This window comes from Clostridium subterminale (assembly GCF_039521425.1).
GTDB classification, from domain to species: domain Bacteria; phylum Bacillota; class Clostridia; order Clostridiales; family Clostridiaceae; genus Clostridium_J; species Clostridium_J subterminale.
On the sequence record NZ_BAAACI010000002.1, the window covers coordinates 99922 to 117154 of the forward strand.

A 17233-nucleotide genomic window follows, 5' to 3' on the forward strand; every position below is an offset into this window, starting at 1 on the left:
ATTTATTTTTCTGCATAAAGAGTTATTATCTTAACTATAGTTTCTACAGCCTTTTCCATTGACTCTACAGGAATGAACTCAAATTTTCCGTGGAAGTTGTGTCCACCTGTGAATATATTTGGTGTTGGAAGCCCCATGAATGATAATCTTGCTCCATCTGTACCTCCTCTGATAGGAACTATGATTGGCTCGATATCAAGAGCATTCATTGCTTCAACAGCTGTATCTACTACATGTATTACTGGTTCTACTTTTTCTTTCATGTTGTAGTACTGATCTTCCATTGAAATTTCTACAGTACCTTCACCATATTTTTTATTAAGAAGTTCTACTATTTCATTAATCAAAACTTTCTTTTCTTCAAAAGTATCTCTAAAGAAATCTCTTATAATATAAGACATAGTTGTCTTTTCTACAGTTCCTACCATATCGCAAAGCATGAAGAAACCTTCATATCCTTCTGTATACTCTGGTCTTGCATTAACAGGTAATAATCCGTTTAATTCCATAGCTATTTGTTGAGTATTCACCATTTTATTTTTAGCACTTCCTGGGTGAACATTTCTTCCATTGATAACTATCTCAGCACCAGCAGCATTGAAGTTTTCATATTCAATTTCACCAACTGCTCCACCGTCTACTGTGTAAGCGAAATCTGCAGCAAATTTTTCTACATCAAAGTGATCTGCCCCTTCTCCAATTTCTTCATCTGGAGTAAATCCAACTTTAATTGTACCGTGTTTTATATCTGGATTTGCAATTAAATACTCCATAGCAGTAACGATTTCTGATATACCAGCTTTGTCATCTGCTCCTAATAAGGTAGTTCCATCTGTTGTAATAAGAGTTTTACCTATATAGTTATTAAGTTCTGGGAAATCTACTGGAGATAACACTGTGTTCTCATTTAATTTAATATCTCCACCTTTATAATCCACCATTTGAGGTTTAACCTCTTTACCTGAATAGTCTGGAGCAGTATCCATATGAGATACAAAACCTATAGTTGGTATTTTTTTATCTGTATTAGCAGGCAATGTAGCCATTACGTAATTGTTTTCATCAATAGTAACATCACTCATACCTATTCTTTTTAATTCTTCAAATATAGCTTCACCTAGAACTCTTTGGCTAGCTGTACTTGGAGTTGTTCCTGTAGAAGTACTTGATTGTGTGTCATACTTCACATATCCTAAAAATCTTTCTATAACTTTTGACATAATATCGCCGCCTTTTTTAAAATTTTATAATTATATTATATTGTTTATATTTTATTATGTTTATTTTGTCTTATAATCATAGTATATAAAACTCTAATTTTTTTTACAAGTTAATAAATTGTATATATCTACTATTTATCATCTTTATTTGTTATAATAATCATGAACAAGCTATGTCTATACAGTAATATTTATCCGATGACTACCCGCTCTAATACTCCATATCTTTTTAAGGTGGGAGTAAAGAGCGGCTACGTCCCTGGATAACGATTTCTAAGCTTCAGCGGCCTCTGAAGCTTAGAACTCTGTTAATGCTTTACTAACATAATGTATTATATTAAATAAATTTAATTTAATACAATACATTCTAATTTATAAAAGCCAAAATTTAATTAGAAGTAATTGGAGGGTAAGATAATATGTTAGATTTTAATAAAGCCTTAAGCTTTGAGGAGTATGTAGAAAAACAACATGACAAATATGGGAATATCCAAGATAAGACCTATGAAGACACTGAGCTTTCTAACGATACCAAGGAACAAATTAAAAAATTAGACAAAGTTGTTCACGCTGCAATATTTACAGAAGGTTTTTGCCCTGATTGTATCGTAACTATTCCTTTTGTACAAAAACTTTCAGAACAAAACCAAAATTTAAAGGTTCATTTATTTCCTAGAACCGGTTACGAAGGTTTTCTTGAAGAAGCAGTAGGGTGCAAAAATATTCCTGCAGTAATCACTTTTACTGAAGAAATGGATCCTAAAGGTGCATATGTAGAGATGCCTAAGGAATTATTTAAAAAACTTCCTATAATCTCTAATGATGAGAGAAAAGTTCTTGTAGCAGAATATAGATCTGGAAAATATAATGATTTAATAGAAAAAAACCTTTTAGATATAATACTGTAATTTTTATTACATTTTAAAACTCATTCCTATATTTATTCATATATGGATGAGTTTTTTGTATTAATATTTATTATAAATTATTAATGAGGTGATATTATGGGTTATAAAATAGAAATAATAACAAAGGATAAAATTAAAACCTCCAATTGGAGTGGCGGCACTACTAATGAAATATATATTTATCCTAAAGACTCTCATTATAAATCTTTAAACTTTAGCTGGAGAATTAGTTCTGCTACTGTAGAGCTAGAACACTCTATCTTCACTAATTTACCAAAAATTTACAGATATATAACAACCTTAAAAGGTTCCATGGATCTTTGCCACGATAAAGGTCCTTTAATTCATTTAGATCCTTTTGAAGTTCATGGATTTTCCGGTGAAGTAAACACTGAAAGCTTTGGAAAGGTTACAGACTTTAACTTAATGATAGGACCTGAATGTGATGGTATAATGAACAACTTAAAATTAACTGATGGCTCTTCATTGAAGCTAAAACTAAATAGTAGAAAAAATAAATATTCATACCATAATTATATATTCTTCTCACCTAATTCAGACTTAAGCTTCACACTAGATGGGGATAATATTTTTCTTCCTAAAAATGACACCTTAATCATTGAAGACTGTGAGGAAGATAGCCTTTCTTCCATAAAAATTGCCTCCCAACAACCTTGTGATGTTATTAGTATAGAAGTTGGTTGTATAAAGTAATTTATCTAAACTTATAAAGGGGCTTTCACAAAATATATCACTAATCTTATATAAAATGTTGAGCATTTACTTAGATTAGTTTATTTTGCGAAAGCCCGTATATTTTAGTTTCTAAAGACTTGCTACTCCCATTTCTCTAGCTATTCTCATAACCTCTTCTGCTACCTTATCTGCTACTCTTTTATCTAGGGCATTTGGAATTATATTTTCATCATTCAATTCTTCCTCTGGGATTAAGTTCGCTAAAGCTCTTGCTGCAGCTAATTTCATCTCATCATTTATTTCTCTTGCTCTAACTGTAAGGGCTCCTTTAAATATACCTGGAAATACTAAAACATTATTAATTTGATTAGCAAAATCTGAACGGCCTGTTGCTACTACTCTAGCTCCCCCTAACTTGGCTTCATCTGGCATGATTTCTGGAGTTGGGTTAGCCATAGCAAAGATAATTGCATCTGAATTCATAGTTTTTACATCTTCTGAATTTATCATATTAGGTCCAGATACTCCTATAAATACATCAGCTCCTACTAAAACTTCTTTTAATGAACCTGATTCTTTATTTTTATTAGTAACCTTTGCTATTTGCTCATGAGACTCAAATAAACAGTTGCCACCATCATAAATAGCACCATTCCTATCACACATAATTATATTTTGTGCTCCAGCTTTTAAAAGCAGTTTGCATATAGCAATTCCAGCAGAACCTGCACCATTTATTATGATTTTAATATCTTTAATATTTTTCTTAGTTAATTTTAATGCATTATATAACCCTGATAATACAACTACTGCAGTTCCATGTTGGTCATCATGAAATACAGGAATATTTAGCTCTCTCTTTAAAGTTTCTTCTATGTAAAAACACTCAGGAGCCTTTATATCTTCAAGATTTATTCCTCCAAATACAGGAGATATTAACTCTACAGTTTTAATTACCTCTTCTGGATCTTCACTATCAATACATATTGGGAAAGCATCTACTCCAGCAAATTCTTTAAATAATAATGCCTTTCCTTCCATTACTGGAATTGAAGCTTCTGCACCTATATTTCCAAGGCCTAATACTGCTGTTCCATTAGAAACTATAGCTACAGTGTTTGCTTTTATTGTATAATCATAAACTTTATCCTTATCCTTAGATATTTCAACACAAGGCTCAGCAACTCCAGGAGTATAGGCTATAGATAAATCCTCTCTTGTATTAACAGGAATTTTACTTATAACCTCTAGTTTCCCCTTCTTTTCCTTGTGCATCTTTAAAGATTGCTCACCATATGACATAATTAAATCCTCCCATTTAAAATAATCTATTTGCTTTTAGGCATATGAAAATAAATAATAACTCAAAATATACGAGCATTCTAACTTATTTATTTTTCGAAGATGCCTTATTTAAGTAATCACAATAAGGTGCTATAGGACATTCATGACACTTTGGTTTTCTAGCATCACATATTTTTCTTCCATGCCAAATTATATAGTGATGTGCATCACTCCACATACTTTTAGGTATGTGTTTCATAAGCTTCTCTTCAACAATTTCTACATTATCTCCAGGTGCAAAACCTGTTCTATTAGAAATTCTAAATACATGGGTATCTACAGCTATAGCTGGCACACCAAAAGCATTAGATAAAACCACATTGGCTGTTTTCCTACCTACACCTGGAAGGGCTATAAGTTCTTCCATAGTTTTTGGCACCTGACCATTATGTTTTTCCACAATAGCTTTACATGCTCCTAATATATTTTTACTTTTATTTTTATAGAATCCACAACTATGAATTTTTTCACCTAACTCTTCCTCACTCAAGGTTAATATAGCTTCTGGAGTATTGTACTCCTTATATAATTCCTTTGTAACCTTGTTAACCCTTTCATCTGTACACTGAGCAGAAAGTATAGTAGATATTAAAAGCTCAAAGGGGCTGTTAAAGTCTAATCCACATGAAGCACCTCTATAAGTTTCCTCTAATATTTCTAAAATCTTCTTTCGTTTTTCTTTATTCATAAAATCACCTCAATTAATTTCAATGATTGTAGTATTCCTATTTAGTTCACTTCTATTATATCAGATTTTCAATATTTTACTTCATTAAACAAAGGTTTAATTGTTATAACTTCTCTTATAGGTGAATAATATTATTCTATACACAAATACTATAAAAAACTTAATACAATGAGGAGGATTATTAAATGGATAATTCTATGTTCTGCTATCAATGTGAACAAACCGTGGGGGGAAAGGGCTGTACTAAGCTTGGCGTTTGTGGTAAAACTCCTGAAATAGCCAATTTGCAAGACTTGTTAATCTATCAGCTAAAAGGAATTAGTTGTTATGCTAAAGACTTACTTGATAAAGATCAAGTTATAGATAAATCAGTAGTTAGTTTTGTAGAAAATGCTCTATTTACAACTTTAACAAATGTTAACTTTGATGCTGCAAGTCATATCAATCTACTTAAAGAGTCACAAAAGATAAAAGAGAACCTAAGAAGCAAGGCATCTACTGATAAGGAGTACCCTGAACAAGCTACCTATAACTTAAGTAAAACTAAAGAAGAAATGCTTAAGGATGCTGTTAAAGCCGGTATTATGTACGATGGAGATTTAGATGCTGATATGCGTTCTTTAAGACAAACTATTATTTATGGTCTAAAGGGTATAAGTGCCTATGGACACCAAGCTAGATTTTTAGACTATTATGATGGCCAAGTTGATAATTTTTATTTTCTAGGATTAGAATGTACAACTAATGATAACTTATCAATAGAAGAATTAATAAGAATGACTATGAGAACTGGTGATATGAGTGTAGCTGTCATGAAAAAACTTGATGAAGCTAATACTGAAACTTATGAAAACCCAACTCCTCATTTAGTTAATATTAAAGTAGAAAAAGGACCTTTTATAATTGTTTCTGGCCATGATTTAAAGGATTTAGAAATGCTATTAAAGCAAACTGAAGGTATGGGCATAAATATATATACACATGGTGAAATGCTTCCTGCTCATGGTTATCCAGAACTAAAAAAATATCCTCACCTTGTAGGAAATTATGGTAGCGCATGGCAAAATCAACAAACTGAATTTGATAACATTCCTGGATGTATATTAATGACTACTAACTGTCTTATGAGACCTAGAGAAACCTATAAGGATAGAATATTTACAACTAACGTTGTTGGATGGGATGGAGTTAAACATATTCGTATTAAAGAAGATGGAACAAAGGACTTCTCTGAAATTATAAATAAAGCTTTAGAGTTAGGTGGTTTTACTGCTTCCGAGGACGCAAAAGAAATTCTTGTAGGCTTTGGTCATAAAGCTACTTTAAGTAATGCAGGTAAAATTGTTGATGCAGTTAAAAAAGGTGAAGTACGCCATTTCTTCTTAATTGGTGGCTGTGATGGTGCAAGGCCTGGAAGAAACTACTATACAGATTTTGCAAAATTAGTTCCTAATGATTGTATTATCCTTACCTTAGCTTGTGGAAAATATAGATTTAACAAACTTGAATTTGGTGAAGTAGCTGGACTTCCAAGACTTCTTGATGTAGGTCAGTGTAATGATGCTTATTCTGCAGTAAGAATTGCTACTGCTTTAGCTGATGCCTTTGAAACTGATGTGAATGGCTTACCATTATCTATGGTATTATCTTGGTATGAACAAAAGGCTGTGGCTGATTTGCTAGCTTTATTGTCCTTAGGAGTTAAAAACATATTCCTTGGACCTTCCCTTCCTGCATTTATAAGTCCAAATGTACTACAATACTTAGTAGATACTTTCCAATTAACACCTATAAGTACACCAGAAGAAGATTTAAAAACTTGTCTTAAACAAAGAGTTTAACTAAAATATTAAATGGTAGTCCATAGGACTACCATTTAATATTTATAGCTTTATATAATGCACAAAACTTACCCTTGTGCAATCAGCTTGTCTTTTTCAAGAATATGACTTACTAACCACTGATTTATAAATTCTAATAAATCAATAATATATTTATGTTGATTTTCATCTATTTCATTTAAATCTATTTCATTTAACTTTTTTATAAAATTATCATGATCTATTTTTTGCGTAAACATTTTTTTATAATTTATACTTTCCATGTATGCTTCTTCATCTCTAAAGTGAAGAGCTGCATACCCTTTTAATTCTTGAATCAGATTTACTATTCTATCATATTTATCAATAATAAACTCATTATTCAATAACTCATAAATTTTATCAGCTATTTCAAAAAGCATTTTATGTTCATTATCAATAATTTCTATACCCGTTTTAAATTCTTCCTTCATTTCATACATTTAAATTATCCTCCAGTTCCTATCAATAGTACTAGTAAAAATACGTTCAATATCACTTTTCTTAAATATTTTGTTTTAGACCTATATAATACCATATAAAGAAATATTTTTCTATGACTTCAAGTAATATATTACTATACGCTATTATAAACTTAAACCTCTAATACTTATTATTTATTTCATCTATAATTTTATCTTGAGCCCTAAATATTTCATCTACCTGAATATTTCCGATTTTTTTTCTTTCCTCTAAAAAATCAATGTCTGGAAATATGTTTTGTATGTAATCTATCACCCTTGATGAAGCCCCTATGATAGCTTTACATATAGTATCAATATCCAAAGTTAATAGAATTGTTTTAACCCTATACTTATCCATATTAATAATATCCTCAAAACTAAACAATTTTGTGGACATTTTGTTAAATAAATATATGTCATTTTCTTGTATCGTCATCATTAATCTAGATTTTTCAACATCTTCAAGATTCCTTAGAAGCTCTGTTATATGTTCCTCAACATTAAAGATAGCTCTATATCTTTTCTCTAAATATTCAGATACTTCCTTCCAAAACCCTTCCTCTACTTGTCCATTTTTAATTATTTCTTCATAATACTTAGTCCTTAGCTCCTCTGATAGCAAGGACACAAAAAAAGTTAGATTCATAAAAATTCCCCCATAAAACCCAATTCATATAAAAAATATATACATTTATACATTCGTATCATTTACCTACATATGAAATAGTATCCTGTAATTGTTTAAAAAAATTAACATTTCCATAATAATTAATAAAGTAAGCTTTGTATAGTAAATTATAACTACTAAATGATATACGTTAACTCTTTTGGGCATACTAGAGTAAAATCATGAAAGGAGAATGATATTGTGCTAAATGAAAATACTCATAAAAAAGCCAATAGATTAATTAATGAAAAGTCCCCCTACCTTCTTCAGCATGCCCATAATCCCGTAAATTGGTATCCTTGGTGCGAGGAAGCTTTTGAAAAGGCTGAAAAAGAGGATAAACCAATATTTTTAAGTATAGGTTACTCTACTTGCCATTGGTGCCACGTTATGGAAAGAGAAAGCTTTGAAGATGACGAAGTAGCTAGGGTTCTCAATGAAAACTTTGTTTCTATAAAGGTTGATAGAGAAGAACGTCCCGATATAGATACTATATATATGGATACTTGTCAGCTCTTAACAGGTCACGGTGGATGGCCTTTAACTATTTTTGCACTACCAAATAAAAAACCATTCTATTCAGGAACCTATTTCCCAAAGGAAGATTCTCAGTATATGGATGGTTTAATTACTCTTCTTAATAAAATAATTAGTGCTTGGAAAGATAGCAAAGACAAAATTTTAGAGTCTTCTGATGAAATAGTAAAGTCTCTTCACAATATGACAGACTTTGGAGAAGCAAGAGCTGATACTCCTAAAAAAACTTATGATAAAAACGAGTTTTTAAAAGAGAGTTTTTATAACCTTAAAAGTAGCTTTGATAGCAAATATGGTGGCTTTGGAAGTAAGCCTAAATTCCCAACTCCTCACAATTTATGGTTTCTTTTAGAGTATTATAAAACTAATAATGATAGAGATGCTCTTAATATGGTAGAAACCACCTTAGATGCTATGTATGCTGGAGGGATATACGATCATATTGGCTTTGGATTTAGTAGGTATTCCACAGATAGACTTTGGCTTGTTCCACATTTTGAAAAGATGCTATATGACAACGCATTATTAGCTATATTATATTCAAAGGCTTATGAAACCACCAAGAAAGAAAAATATAAATCTGTAGCAAATGAAATTTTTACCTACCTTCTAAGAGATATGAAAGATGAAAAGGGTGGCTTTTATTCTGCAGAGGATGCAGATTCTGAAGGTGTAGAAGGAAAATTTTATGTTTGGTCTTTAGATGAAATTTATCAGGTTCTAGGTAAGGATGATGGTGAAAAGTTTGCATCCTACTTTAATATTACTGAAAAAAGTAATTTTGAAGGTTTTAATATTCCTAATTTAATTAATAAAACCTTACCTGAAAACACTGAGTTTATAAATAGATGTAGGCAAGAATTATTTAATTATAGAGATAAAAGAATTCATCCATATAAGGATAATAAAATTCTTACCTCTTGGAATGGCCTCGCCATTGCAGCCTTTGCCTTGGGCGGTAGACTTCTTAGCAATAATGAATACACCTTTGCTGCTGAATCAGCTTTAGAATTTATATATAAATACTTATTTACTGAAGATGGAAAACTATTAGCTAGATATCGTGAAGGTGAATCTAAAATATATGGTTATGTAGATGATTATGCCTTTTTAACATGGGCACTTCTTGAATTATATGAAAGTACTAATCAAGAAAATTTCTTACAGCAAGCTATTAATTTAACTTCTGACTTTGTTAAATTCTTTTGGGATAATGAAAAAGATGGCTTCTTCCTCTATGGTAGCCATGGTGAACAATTAATAACTAGACCTAAGAAAATATATGATGGTGCTATTCCTTCTGGTAACTCAGTAGCATCTTTAAACTTCTTAAGACTATATAAACTTACCTCTAACAAAGAATATCTAAATAAAGCTACTGCTATTTTTAATATCTTTAGTAGTGAAGTAAGTCAACATCCATCGGCATACTGCTTCTTATTACTAGCTATGATTTTCTATGAATCTTTAGAGAAATAAAAAATCACTGTCTCAAAAGTATTTGATAATCTTTAATAAATGCTTTAAAACCACTGAAGTTAATACTATGAATGCATGCTTAGCATTAATTTTAGATTTTATTTATTTTGAGACAGTTCTTTCAATTTTATAAATGTATTTAAGTTAATTTTTCACTTCTTCTAGTTTACCCATAAATAGTATGATTCCACTTTCTTCATCTTCTATAATAAATACAAAAGGTCTATCAGCTATAAACTCTTTAGGGTCATTAATTATTGGCATTGCAGTTTCCCTAACTTCAACTATAGTAACTGCAGCTGCTTCACTTCCCTTTTCATTTACTTCTATTTTCCCTTGATGTAAAACGCTACTAACATATATATTTTCCCTTATTCCACTAAGATTAGCTCTATCACTAAAAATATCCTTCATTCCTAGGGCCACTAGAGGTCCTTTTAATTCTTTAGTTCCATATTCCATTTCAAACTTAGGAAAGCTTACATTAACAGCTTCCTTCTCTTTTCCAATGGATTTTTTTATAGAATTCCACTTATTCATATCTAAATTATTTATAAAATTATCTATACTTGAATCTTCCTTTGGTAGTACTGCATACATAGATACTTTTCCACTATCATAAGGCATTTTTATAGCTTTAAAATCATCCTTTTCTCCATAAAAGGTTTTATCATCAGCCGCAATCTTCCTCATAAAGTCTATCTCTATTTTATCTCCCTTTGAATTTGTAAACTCACCTATAATATTATTGTTTGTATCAAAAGGTTCTTGCCATTGTCCCTTGAAATATATAGCATTAATTAAATACATAATAACATTACCATCAATAGGCCCTTTTAGCATATCCTTAATCATTTTACTAGTAGATTTTTCAATCCAATTATTAATTTTATCCACAGATGAGGATTTAGAGAAGTCCAAGTTATCCACTTTTGCACCAAAGATATCCTTATTAATGTTTATAAATTCTTTATTTATATTCTGACCCTCTCTTATCCATATAGAATTACTTATATTTAGCTTTATATTTTCATCTATATTCTCCAAGTAACTATGAAGAATTTTGTAACTATTATTTATCTTATCATCAGTCATTCCTTCATAGCCTAGTACCTTATTCATCTCTGTTTTTGTATTCTCTTTAGCTCCATTATAGGTCATAGTAAGTGCCATGGAAATGCTCAAAGGAGATATAAATACATTCTTATTATTTTCATCCTTTGAAATTTCTTTGAATATATTAAATGCAAATTTATTATTGCCCTCAACCACTTCTTTATCCACCTCTTTAGCTGAAATTTCTTCCTTATTTTTACTAGGAAGTTTCTCACATCCAATTAAAGAAGTAGCTATTATAGCTATAAGCATTAAAGAAATTATCTTTTTTAATTTCATAACCTCACCTCTAAATTTAGTTTCACTTTATATACGCTGTTAAAGTGTTATAGTGCTATTTTTTATATTATTATAAATCTAATAATCAATTGATTAAATTATTTTCTATTGTATAATGGACATGTAATGCCTTAATAATTACCTATATTTTGAAAGCATTTTACTAAATTTAAATATAGGTATTACTAAATTATGATATAAAAAATGTTAATGTAGAATAAAAATATTGAATTAATAAAGTGAGGTTTTTATGACTAAGGATTTAACTAAAGGAAATGAAACCAAAGCTATAATAAGCTTTGCCATTCCCCTTATTATAGGAAATATATTTCAACAATTATATAATATAGCCGACTCCATAATCGTTGGTAAATATATCGGTGCATCTGCTTTAGCATCAGTTGGATCTTCTTTTACTATTATAGTATTTTTGACATCTATTATTCTGGGACTTTGTATGGGCGCATCCGTTGTATTTTCTCAATGCTTTGGAGCTAAAGATAATGCGAAATTTAAAAGTAGTATTTTTACTGCCTTTATTTTTATTGGTTTTATAACTATCATAATTAATTTATGTGCTATTTTCTTTACTGACAATATTTTAATTTTTATGAATACCCCACAGAGTTTATTTAATGATGTTAAACAATATATAGTTATAATCTTTTACGGAATAAGCTTTACCTTTATCTATAATTATTTTTGCTGTTTACTTCGTTCTGTTGGAAATTCCTTTATACCTCTTGTATTCTTAATAATAGCAGCCATAATTAATATAGTTCTTGATATTGTTTTTATAACTGTGTTTAATCTTGGTATTGCAGGTGCAGCTTATGCCACCATAATAGCTCAAGGCATCTCTGGAATTTCAACAGCCATATATTGTTTTGTTAAACTACCTGAAATCAGATTTAAAAAATGTGACCTTAAAATAGATATAAAGATTTTAAAGTTAGTAGCAAATTATAGCCTTCTAACAAGTATCCAACAATCTATAATGAATTTCGGGATTTTATTAATTCAAGGCCTAGTAAACTCCTTTGGAGTATCAATAATGGCAGCCTTTGCCGCAGCTGTTAAAATAGACGCCTTTGCTTATATGCCTGTTCAGGATTTTGGTAATGCATTTTCCACCTATATTGCTCAAAATAAAGGTGCCGGTGAAGCTTTAAGAATAAAAAAAGGAGTAAAATCTTCTTTCAAGATTATTACCTTATTTTGTATCATAATCTCAGCAATTGTAGTAATATTTTCAAAACAATTAATGACTATATTTATATCTCCATCAGAAGTTGAAATTATAGCTTACGGCTCTCAATATCTATGTATAGTAAGTGTATTTTACTTTCTCATTGGATATCTTTTCATGTTCTATGGTTTTTATAGAGGTATAGGTTCCACTAATATATCTATTTTACTTACTATTATCTCCTTAGGACTTCGTGTAGGAATTGCTTATTGGCTAGCTCCTACTTTGGGTGTAACTGCAATTTGGTGGTCTATCCCTATAGGTTGGCTCATTGCGGATATAGTAGGTATATCCTTTATAAAAAAATTTGTAAGAAATATAAATAAGTAAATAATAAAAACCGCTTATAGATTACTAGTTTTAAGTATCTATAAGCGGTTTTAATATGATATTTTAAATTTACACTTTAGGAATCTTCAAAAATAAATAAGTCAGAATGCTCGTCTATCTCAAAATATACTTTCCACCTTTGACTTATTATTTATTTTCAGATGCTTTATAAACTAACAGTAGTTTCTTTTTCCGTAGATATATTTACTTTATTGGCTGATTTAAATATTATAAGTCCAAAAATAAACATTACCACAATTCCTGCTACCCCAGCCTTAGAGCTTCCTGTTATATGGGTTGCTATACTCATAAGCATGGTTCCCATGAAGGCAGCCCCTTTGCCAAATATATCATATAGTCCAAAGTATTCACTAGATTTCTCCTTAGGAATAATTTTTGAGAAATAAGATCTTGATAGTGCTTGAATTGCCCCTTGAAATACTGCAACACATACTGCAAGAATCCAGAATTCCCATGCTTTATCTAGCTGTAATGCAAATATGGTTATTGCTATATAACCCATAATTGAAGTTGCTATTAACTTATCACTTTTAAATTTTTTAGATAATCTTCCAAATAAAATAGCACAAGGAAAGGCAACTACCTGAGTTAAAAGTAATGCTAATAGTAAATTACTATCTGTAATTCCAACATCTTTTCCATAGGATGTGGACATGCTTATAATTGTATGAACTCCATCTATATAGAAGAAAAATGCAAGGAGGAATAAGAAAATCTTCTTGTTTTTTCTAATGTTTAAAAGAACCTTACCTAGCCTCTTAAAACTTTCTGCCACTGGCTTATTTCCTTTTTCAACATAATACTTTTGTTTATAGTTCTTTAGTAGGGGCATTGTTATTAGTAACCACCATAAAGCAGTTAATATAAAAGCTGTCCCCGTTGCCATGGCAGTTGTAAGTCCAATTTTATCTGCAAAAAGTACAAGGAGTAAACTTACTGTAAAAGGAATACAACTTCCGATATACCCCCAAGCAAATCCATGAGATGATATCTCATCCATTCTATCATCAGTAGTTATGTCATTGAGCATGGCATCATAAAAAATAAGACTTCCTGAAAAACCAACCTTTCCTATGACAAATATAGCTAGGAATACAATCCATGGTACTGGAAGAGCTAAAGCTGCACAACCTAACACTCCAAACATCATGAATAATGAAAATAGTGGTTTTTTATAACCTTTAGTGTCCGCTACGGTTCCAAGAATAGGTCCAAGTATTGCTACAATAATTGTAGATAAGGATACAGCATAACCCCAGTAAGCTGTTGAATCTGCTGGTGAAATTCCTGATAAACTTGCAACATTTTTAAAGTAAATAGGAATTATAGTAGACACCAACATGGTGAAAGCTGAGTTTCCTACATCATATAGAATCCACTGCTTTTCTAACTTAGTAAATTTACTCATTTTACCCCTCCTATAGAAAATTTCTATTGAAGAATTCCCCCAGGTTGTCATTACTTTTTATAGCACTATAGTACTCTTCAACTCTATGTACTGCCTCATCTATAGCCTCTTCATAAAGATTTAAAAGCTTTTTATTTATTTCTATACACTTTATATTTGGCTCTACATTAATTATCATACGGCTAAAGCCTTCTCCACCTTTAATTAAGCCTAATAAGCCTTTTATAATCTTTCTTTTCAAATTGTTTTCACATAATAGTAGTTTATTATAAAACCTTACAGACTTAAGGCATTTATATATTTCTTTTCCACTAACATTATCATAAATGCTAGCAATATGTGCTGCTATAACCTTATTAGGAATAATATGAGCTCCTGCACTATGCCTTTGTGGACTTAAATTATTTCTCCTCATTAATGCTCCATCTAACTCTGCTTCTATTTCAGCATGGGATATATTACTTTCCTTCATAGCTTCTGCAATGAAAGGATGACAACTACTATCAAGGACAAAGTGGCATACAAATCCTAAAATATAAGAGAGACAAATCTCATCCTTACTTTCTTTAATATACTTTTTCGACCTTTCTAAAAATCCATAGGCCTTTTCATCATGTAATCTATGTCCATACTTATTTATTTCATTTTTAAATAGTGGCTTGTAATAGAAAAGTATATCTGGACCATTAAGCCCTATATAATATGCTTCTTTATTTTGTATTATAATATCTTTTATCCCATGGGGCAGTTTTTCTAAGACAGTATGTCCAAAACTATAGTGAGTATAACTTGCGGGCATATAAATCCACCTTTCAAATTTCATAAATATTCTGACTTCTATTATAATTATATATTTTTTATGTTTTCAGTGAGTTATATTAAGGTAAAATTCTTGTAAATCCTTATACTATTAATATTCCTAATTTAATTATAAAAGCACCAACTAATTAAAGCTAGTGCTTTTATAATTTATTCCACTATGAACTGCCAATTACCCTCTTGATGAACTAAAATATTATTTACATCTATATATATTTTTCTTAAAAATCTCTCTGTAATACTTAAATCTTCATTATCTAGGTATACCTCACCTTGCTGATTTTCCATATCACCCATGGCACCACCAGTTCTAAAATTTTCTCTTACCATAAATATTGTTCTGCTTTCATCATAATTATTACTAAAGTCAAAGTGTATAGTATACTCTCCACCTTTATTTGTGATAGAAGCAGCTTTAATACTATCTTGAAGCCCTTTAAGTTTAAGGTCTTCATTTATTTCAGAAGTTTCACCCTTCTTAGGAATTTTTATAGCTAATTTACCTCCTTCTTTTAAAACATAATTTATATCTATATCCTTTATTTTTATATCTAATTTGCCTTTGTACGGATCTAATATTTTAAAAGCTCTCCCAGTTCCATCATTAGCATTTTCTATAGATAATAAAGTACCTTCTTCATCTCTAACTTCAACTTTTCCAATGGCATCTAAACTAATGGTGTAATCTTCACGCTGCTGGTAATCTATATTGCTCCATATTTTAAAGTATCTTTCTCCCTCTTCATAATAACTAGTTGCCCCTAAAAGAACTTCTTTATCTATGGCATTTCCACCAATTTCATCATAACTATTTTTAAAATCTACCTTTTTTAAATTAAACTCACCTATATCTTTATCCTTATAGTGCAACTTAAAATCTGTTATTAAACCCTCACCCTGCTGAAAAGCAAATCCTGCATATCCTCCACTTGCAAAGCTAGTTAATCCTACATTATACATATTTCCATCACTAGTCTTTAATTTTAAGTTGTTTATTATTTCTCTTTGATTCCCAATGTCTTCAGCTTCTGCATCCTGGTTAAACCACATTTCAACATATATATTCTCACCATCATTTGTAATACTTTTTACTAATGCAGAACTATCATCAATATTAATTCTTACTGGTTCTTCTAGCATATATAGCTCTTTATCTGCTTGCTGTTTTATAATGCCTTGGGAAGGAGTAAATATTAGTTTTTCAGCTATCTGCGCAATGACTTCCTTGCCTAAAGGGGACATGCCTATTAATAGGGCTAATATAGCAACCACTGCAGCCACTTTATACATCTTCATAGCCCTTTTCATTTTCCCATTTTTCTCTTGATTAGACTGTATTTTTTCTTCCTCACTTTTCTCTTTATTTACTTCTGTTAAATCAATGCTATCATTGTTGTCGTAATTATCTATATCTACTAATTTCTCTTTCAAGGATTTCTTTAATCTCTGTTTTTCAACTTCATCCATAGGAACTTCTTCAAAATTACTTACATCAAAATCAATTTCATTAAATTTATCATATATATCCTTATTATCCATGACTATACCCCCTCCCTAGCTTCCGTATAATACTCTCTTCTTATCTTTTCTTTTCCTCTACTAATTCTAGTATTTATATTACTTACAGAAAGCTTTAGCGCTTCACTAATACTGTTACTTTTCTCTCCAAGTAAAAATTTCATTATAAATATAGTTTTATCTGGTTCATCCATATTTTCTATAATACTTACTAATCTACTATTATACATGTCGTCAAGATAACGATCTTCTGCACTTTTGCCATCAGTTATAGATTCATCCACAAGCTCATTATTTTCTTTTTTACAATACTTTCTGAAGTAATCAATTGCTTTAAATTTTGTGATAGCCCCTATCCAACTTTTAAACTTAGAACTATCCCCAGTAAACTTATACCCATTAACCCAAATTGCCATAAATACATCTGATATACATTCCTCAACTAGTCCTTTATCTTCTATAGAATATAAGGTTTTAGATATGATTCCTTTTATTAAGGGCCCATATATATCAATGATATAATCAAGAGCTTTAGGATTTTTTCTTTTTAATTCTGCAATAAAATTATCTTTATTCACCCTCATTAAATCTCCTCCAAATTTTCTTCTTCACCCTATATATCGAAAGTAAT

Annotated in this window: 15 protein-coding genes; 5 read left to right on the forward strand and 10 right to left on the reverse strand. The window is 30.3% G+C overall.

Going from position 1 to position 17233, the window contains the following annotated elements; translation table 11 throughout:
* Nucleotides 1-2: 2 nt before the first annotated feature.
* The gene (gene pepT / locus ABDZ93_RS06310) at nt 3-1220 is read right to left on the reverse strand and encodes a peptidase T (protein WP_343824728.1); all 1218 of its coding nucleotides are present in this window, start codon (nt 1218-1220) and stop codon (nt 3-5) included.
* Between the two features lie 419 nt (nt 1221-1639).
* Between pepT and ABDZ93_RS06315 the strand changes: the two genes are divergently transcribed.
* The gene (locus ABDZ93_RS06315; RefSeq protein ID WP_343824730.1) at nt 1640-2128 is read left to right on the forward strand and encodes a thioredoxin family protein; all 489 of its coding nucleotides are present in this window, start codon (nt 1640-1642) and stop codon (nt 2126-2128) included.
* A 96-nt stretch (nt 2129-2224) separates the two neighbouring features.
* On the forward strand, nt 2225-2842 hold the full coding sequence (locus ABDZ93_RS06320; protein WP_343824732.1) for a HutD family protein: 618 nt from the start codon (nt 2225-2227) through the stop codon (nt 2840-2842).
* A 111-nt stretch (nt 2843-2953) separates the two neighbouring features.
* On the opposite strand, the gene ABDZ93_RS06325 is transcribed toward ABDZ93_RS06320, so the two are convergent.
* Nucleotides 2954-4126 (reverse strand): NAD(P)-dependent malic enzyme, encoded by a 1173-nt coding sequence (locus tag ABDZ93_RS06325; RefSeq protein WP_343824734.1) that lies wholly within the window; start codon nt 4124-4126, stop codon nt 2954-2956.
* An 85-nt stretch (nt 4127-4211) separates the two neighbouring features.
* Nucleotides 4212-4856: an endonuclease III gene (gene nth / locus ABDZ93_RS06330; protein WP_343824737.1), complete on the reverse strand. Its 645-nt coding sequence runs from the start codon at nt 4854-4856 to the stop codon at nt 4212-4214.
* A 185-nt stretch (nt 4857-5041) separates the two neighbouring features.
* Between nth and hcp the strand changes: the two genes are divergently transcribed.
* Nucleotides 5042-6697 carry a hydroxylamine reductase gene (gene hcp / locus ABDZ93_RS06335; RefSeq protein WP_343824739.1) on the forward strand — a complete coding sequence of 552 codons (1656 nt, stop codon included), beginning with the start codon at nt 5042-5044 and terminating at the stop codon, nt 6695-6697.
* Between the two features lie 68 nt (nt 6698-6765).
* Here the strand turns inward: hcp and ABDZ93_RS06340 are convergent, their stop codons facing one another.
* Complete coding sequence (locus ABDZ93_RS06340) at nt 6766-7158, reverse strand: bacteriohemerythrin (RefSeq protein WP_343824742.1); 393 nt, start codon at nt 7156-7158, stop codon at nt 6766-6768.
* Nucleotides 7159-7318: 160 nt separating this feature from the next.
* On the reverse strand, nt 7319-7825 hold the full coding sequence (locus ABDZ93_RS06345) for a FliG C-terminal domain-containing protein (RefSeq protein WP_343824744.1): 507 nt from the start codon (nt 7823-7825) through the stop codon (nt 7319-7321).
* 222 nt (nt 7826-8047) lie between these two features.
* Between ABDZ93_RS06345 and ABDZ93_RS06350 the strand changes: the two genes are divergently transcribed.
* Complete coding sequence (locus tag ABDZ93_RS06350; protein ID WP_343824747.1) at nt 8048-9862, forward strand: thioredoxin domain-containing protein; 1815 nt, start codon at nt 8048-8050, stop codon at nt 9860-9862.
* Between the two features lie 144 nt (nt 9863-10006).
* Here ABDZ93_RS06350 and ABDZ93_RS06355 read toward each other — a convergent pair whose 3' ends face one another.
* Nucleotides 10007-11257, reverse strand: coding sequence for a serpin family protein (locus ABDZ93_RS06355; protein ID WP_343824750.1), 1251 nt, complete (start codon nt 11255-11257; stop codon nt 10007-10009).
* 250 nt (nt 11258-11507) lie between these two features.
* Between ABDZ93_RS06355 and ABDZ93_RS06360 the strand changes: the two genes are divergently transcribed.
* The gene (locus tag ABDZ93_RS06360) at nt 11508-12836 is read left to right on the forward strand and encodes an MATE family efflux transporter (protein WP_343824753.1); all 1329 of its coding nucleotides are present in this window, start codon (nt 11508-11510) and stop codon (nt 12834-12836) included.
* A 166-nt stretch (nt 12837-13002) separates the two neighbouring features.
* Here ABDZ93_RS06360 and ABDZ93_RS06365 read toward each other — a convergent pair whose 3' ends face one another.
* The 4 genes from ABDZ93_RS06365 to ABDZ93_RS06380 form a co-directional block, all read right to left on the reverse strand.
* Entirely contained in the window at nt 13003-14265 is a 1263-nt protein-coding gene (locus ABDZ93_RS06365) for an MFS transporter (protein WP_343824754.1), read from the reverse strand.
* Between the two features lie 10 nt (nt 14266-14275).
* The gene (locus ABDZ93_RS06370; RefSeq protein ID WP_343824757.1) at nt 14276-15064 is read right to left on the reverse strand and encodes a zinc dependent phospholipase C family protein; all 789 of its coding nucleotides are present in this window, start codon (nt 15062-15064) and stop codon (nt 14276-14278) included.
* A 170-nt stretch (nt 15065-15234) separates the two neighbouring features.
* Entirely contained in the window at nt 15235-16623 is a 1389-nt protein-coding gene (locus ABDZ93_RS06375; protein ID WP_343824758.1) for a hypothetical protein, read from the reverse strand.
* 2 nt (nt 16624-16625) lie between these two features.
* Nucleotides 16626-17186 carry a sigma-70 family RNA polymerase sigma factor gene (locus ABDZ93_RS06380; protein ID WP_343824759.1) on the reverse strand — a complete coding sequence of 187 codons (561 nt, stop codon included), beginning with the start codon at nt 17184-17186 and terminating at the stop codon, nt 16626-16628.
* Nucleotides 17187-17233 lie beyond the last annotated feature (47 nt).

Bases quoted from the DNA above. Each gene is read 5' to 3' on its own strand.
- pepT (WP_343824728.1), bottom strand. From the start codon at position 1,220: ATGTCAAAAGTTATAGAAAGATTTTTAGGATATGTGAAGTATGACACA.
- ABDZ93_RS06315 (WP_343824730.1), top strand. From the start codon at position 1,640: ATGTTAGATTTTAATAAAGCCTTAAGCTTTGAGGAGTATGTAGAAAAA.
- ABDZ93_RS06320 (WP_343824732.1), top strand. From the start codon at position 2,225: ATGGGTTATAAAATAGAAATAATAACAAAGGATAAAATTAAAACCTCC.
- ABDZ93_RS06325 (WP_343824734.1), bottom strand. From the start codon at position 4,126: ATGTCATATGGTGAGCAATCTTTAAAGATGCACAAGGAAAAGAAGGGG.
- nth (WP_343824737.1), bottom strand. From the start codon at position 4,856: ATGAATAAAGAAAAACGAAAGAAGATTTTAGAAATATTAGAGGAAACT.
- hcp (WP_343824739.1), top strand. From the start codon at position 5,042: ATGGATAATTCTATGTTCTGCTATCAATGTGAACAAACCGTGGGGGGA.
- ABDZ93_RS06340 (WP_343824742.1), bottom strand. From the start codon at position 7,158: ATGTATGAAATGAAGGAAGAATTTAAAACGGGTATAGAAATTATTGAT.
- ABDZ93_RS06345 (WP_343824744.1), bottom strand. From the start codon at position 7,825: ATGAATCTAACTTTTTTTGTGTCCTTGCTATCAGAGGAGCTAAGGACT.
- ABDZ93_RS06355 (WP_343824750.1), bottom strand. From the start codon at position 11,257: ATGAAATTAAAAAAGATAATTTCTTTAATGCTTATAGCTATAATAGCT.
- ABDZ93_RS06360 (WP_343824753.1), top strand. From the start codon at position 11,508: ATGACTAAGGATTTAACTAAAGGAAATGAAACCAAAGCTATAATAAGC.
- ABDZ93_RS06365 (WP_343824754.1), bottom strand. From the start codon at position 14,265: ATGAGTAAATTTACTAAGTTAGAAAAGCAGTGGATTCTATATGATGTA.
- ABDZ93_RS06370 (WP_343824757.1), bottom strand. From the start codon at position 15,064: ATGCCCGCAAGTTATACTCACTATAGTTTTGGACATACTGTCTTAGAA.
- ABDZ93_RS06375 (WP_343824758.1), bottom strand. From the start codon at position 16,623: ATGGATAATAAGGATATATATGATAAATTTAATGAAATTGATTTTGAT.
- ABDZ93_RS06380 (WP_343824759.1), bottom strand. From the start codon at position 17,186: ATGAGGGTGAATAAAGATAATTTTATTGCAGAATTAAAAAGAAAAAAT.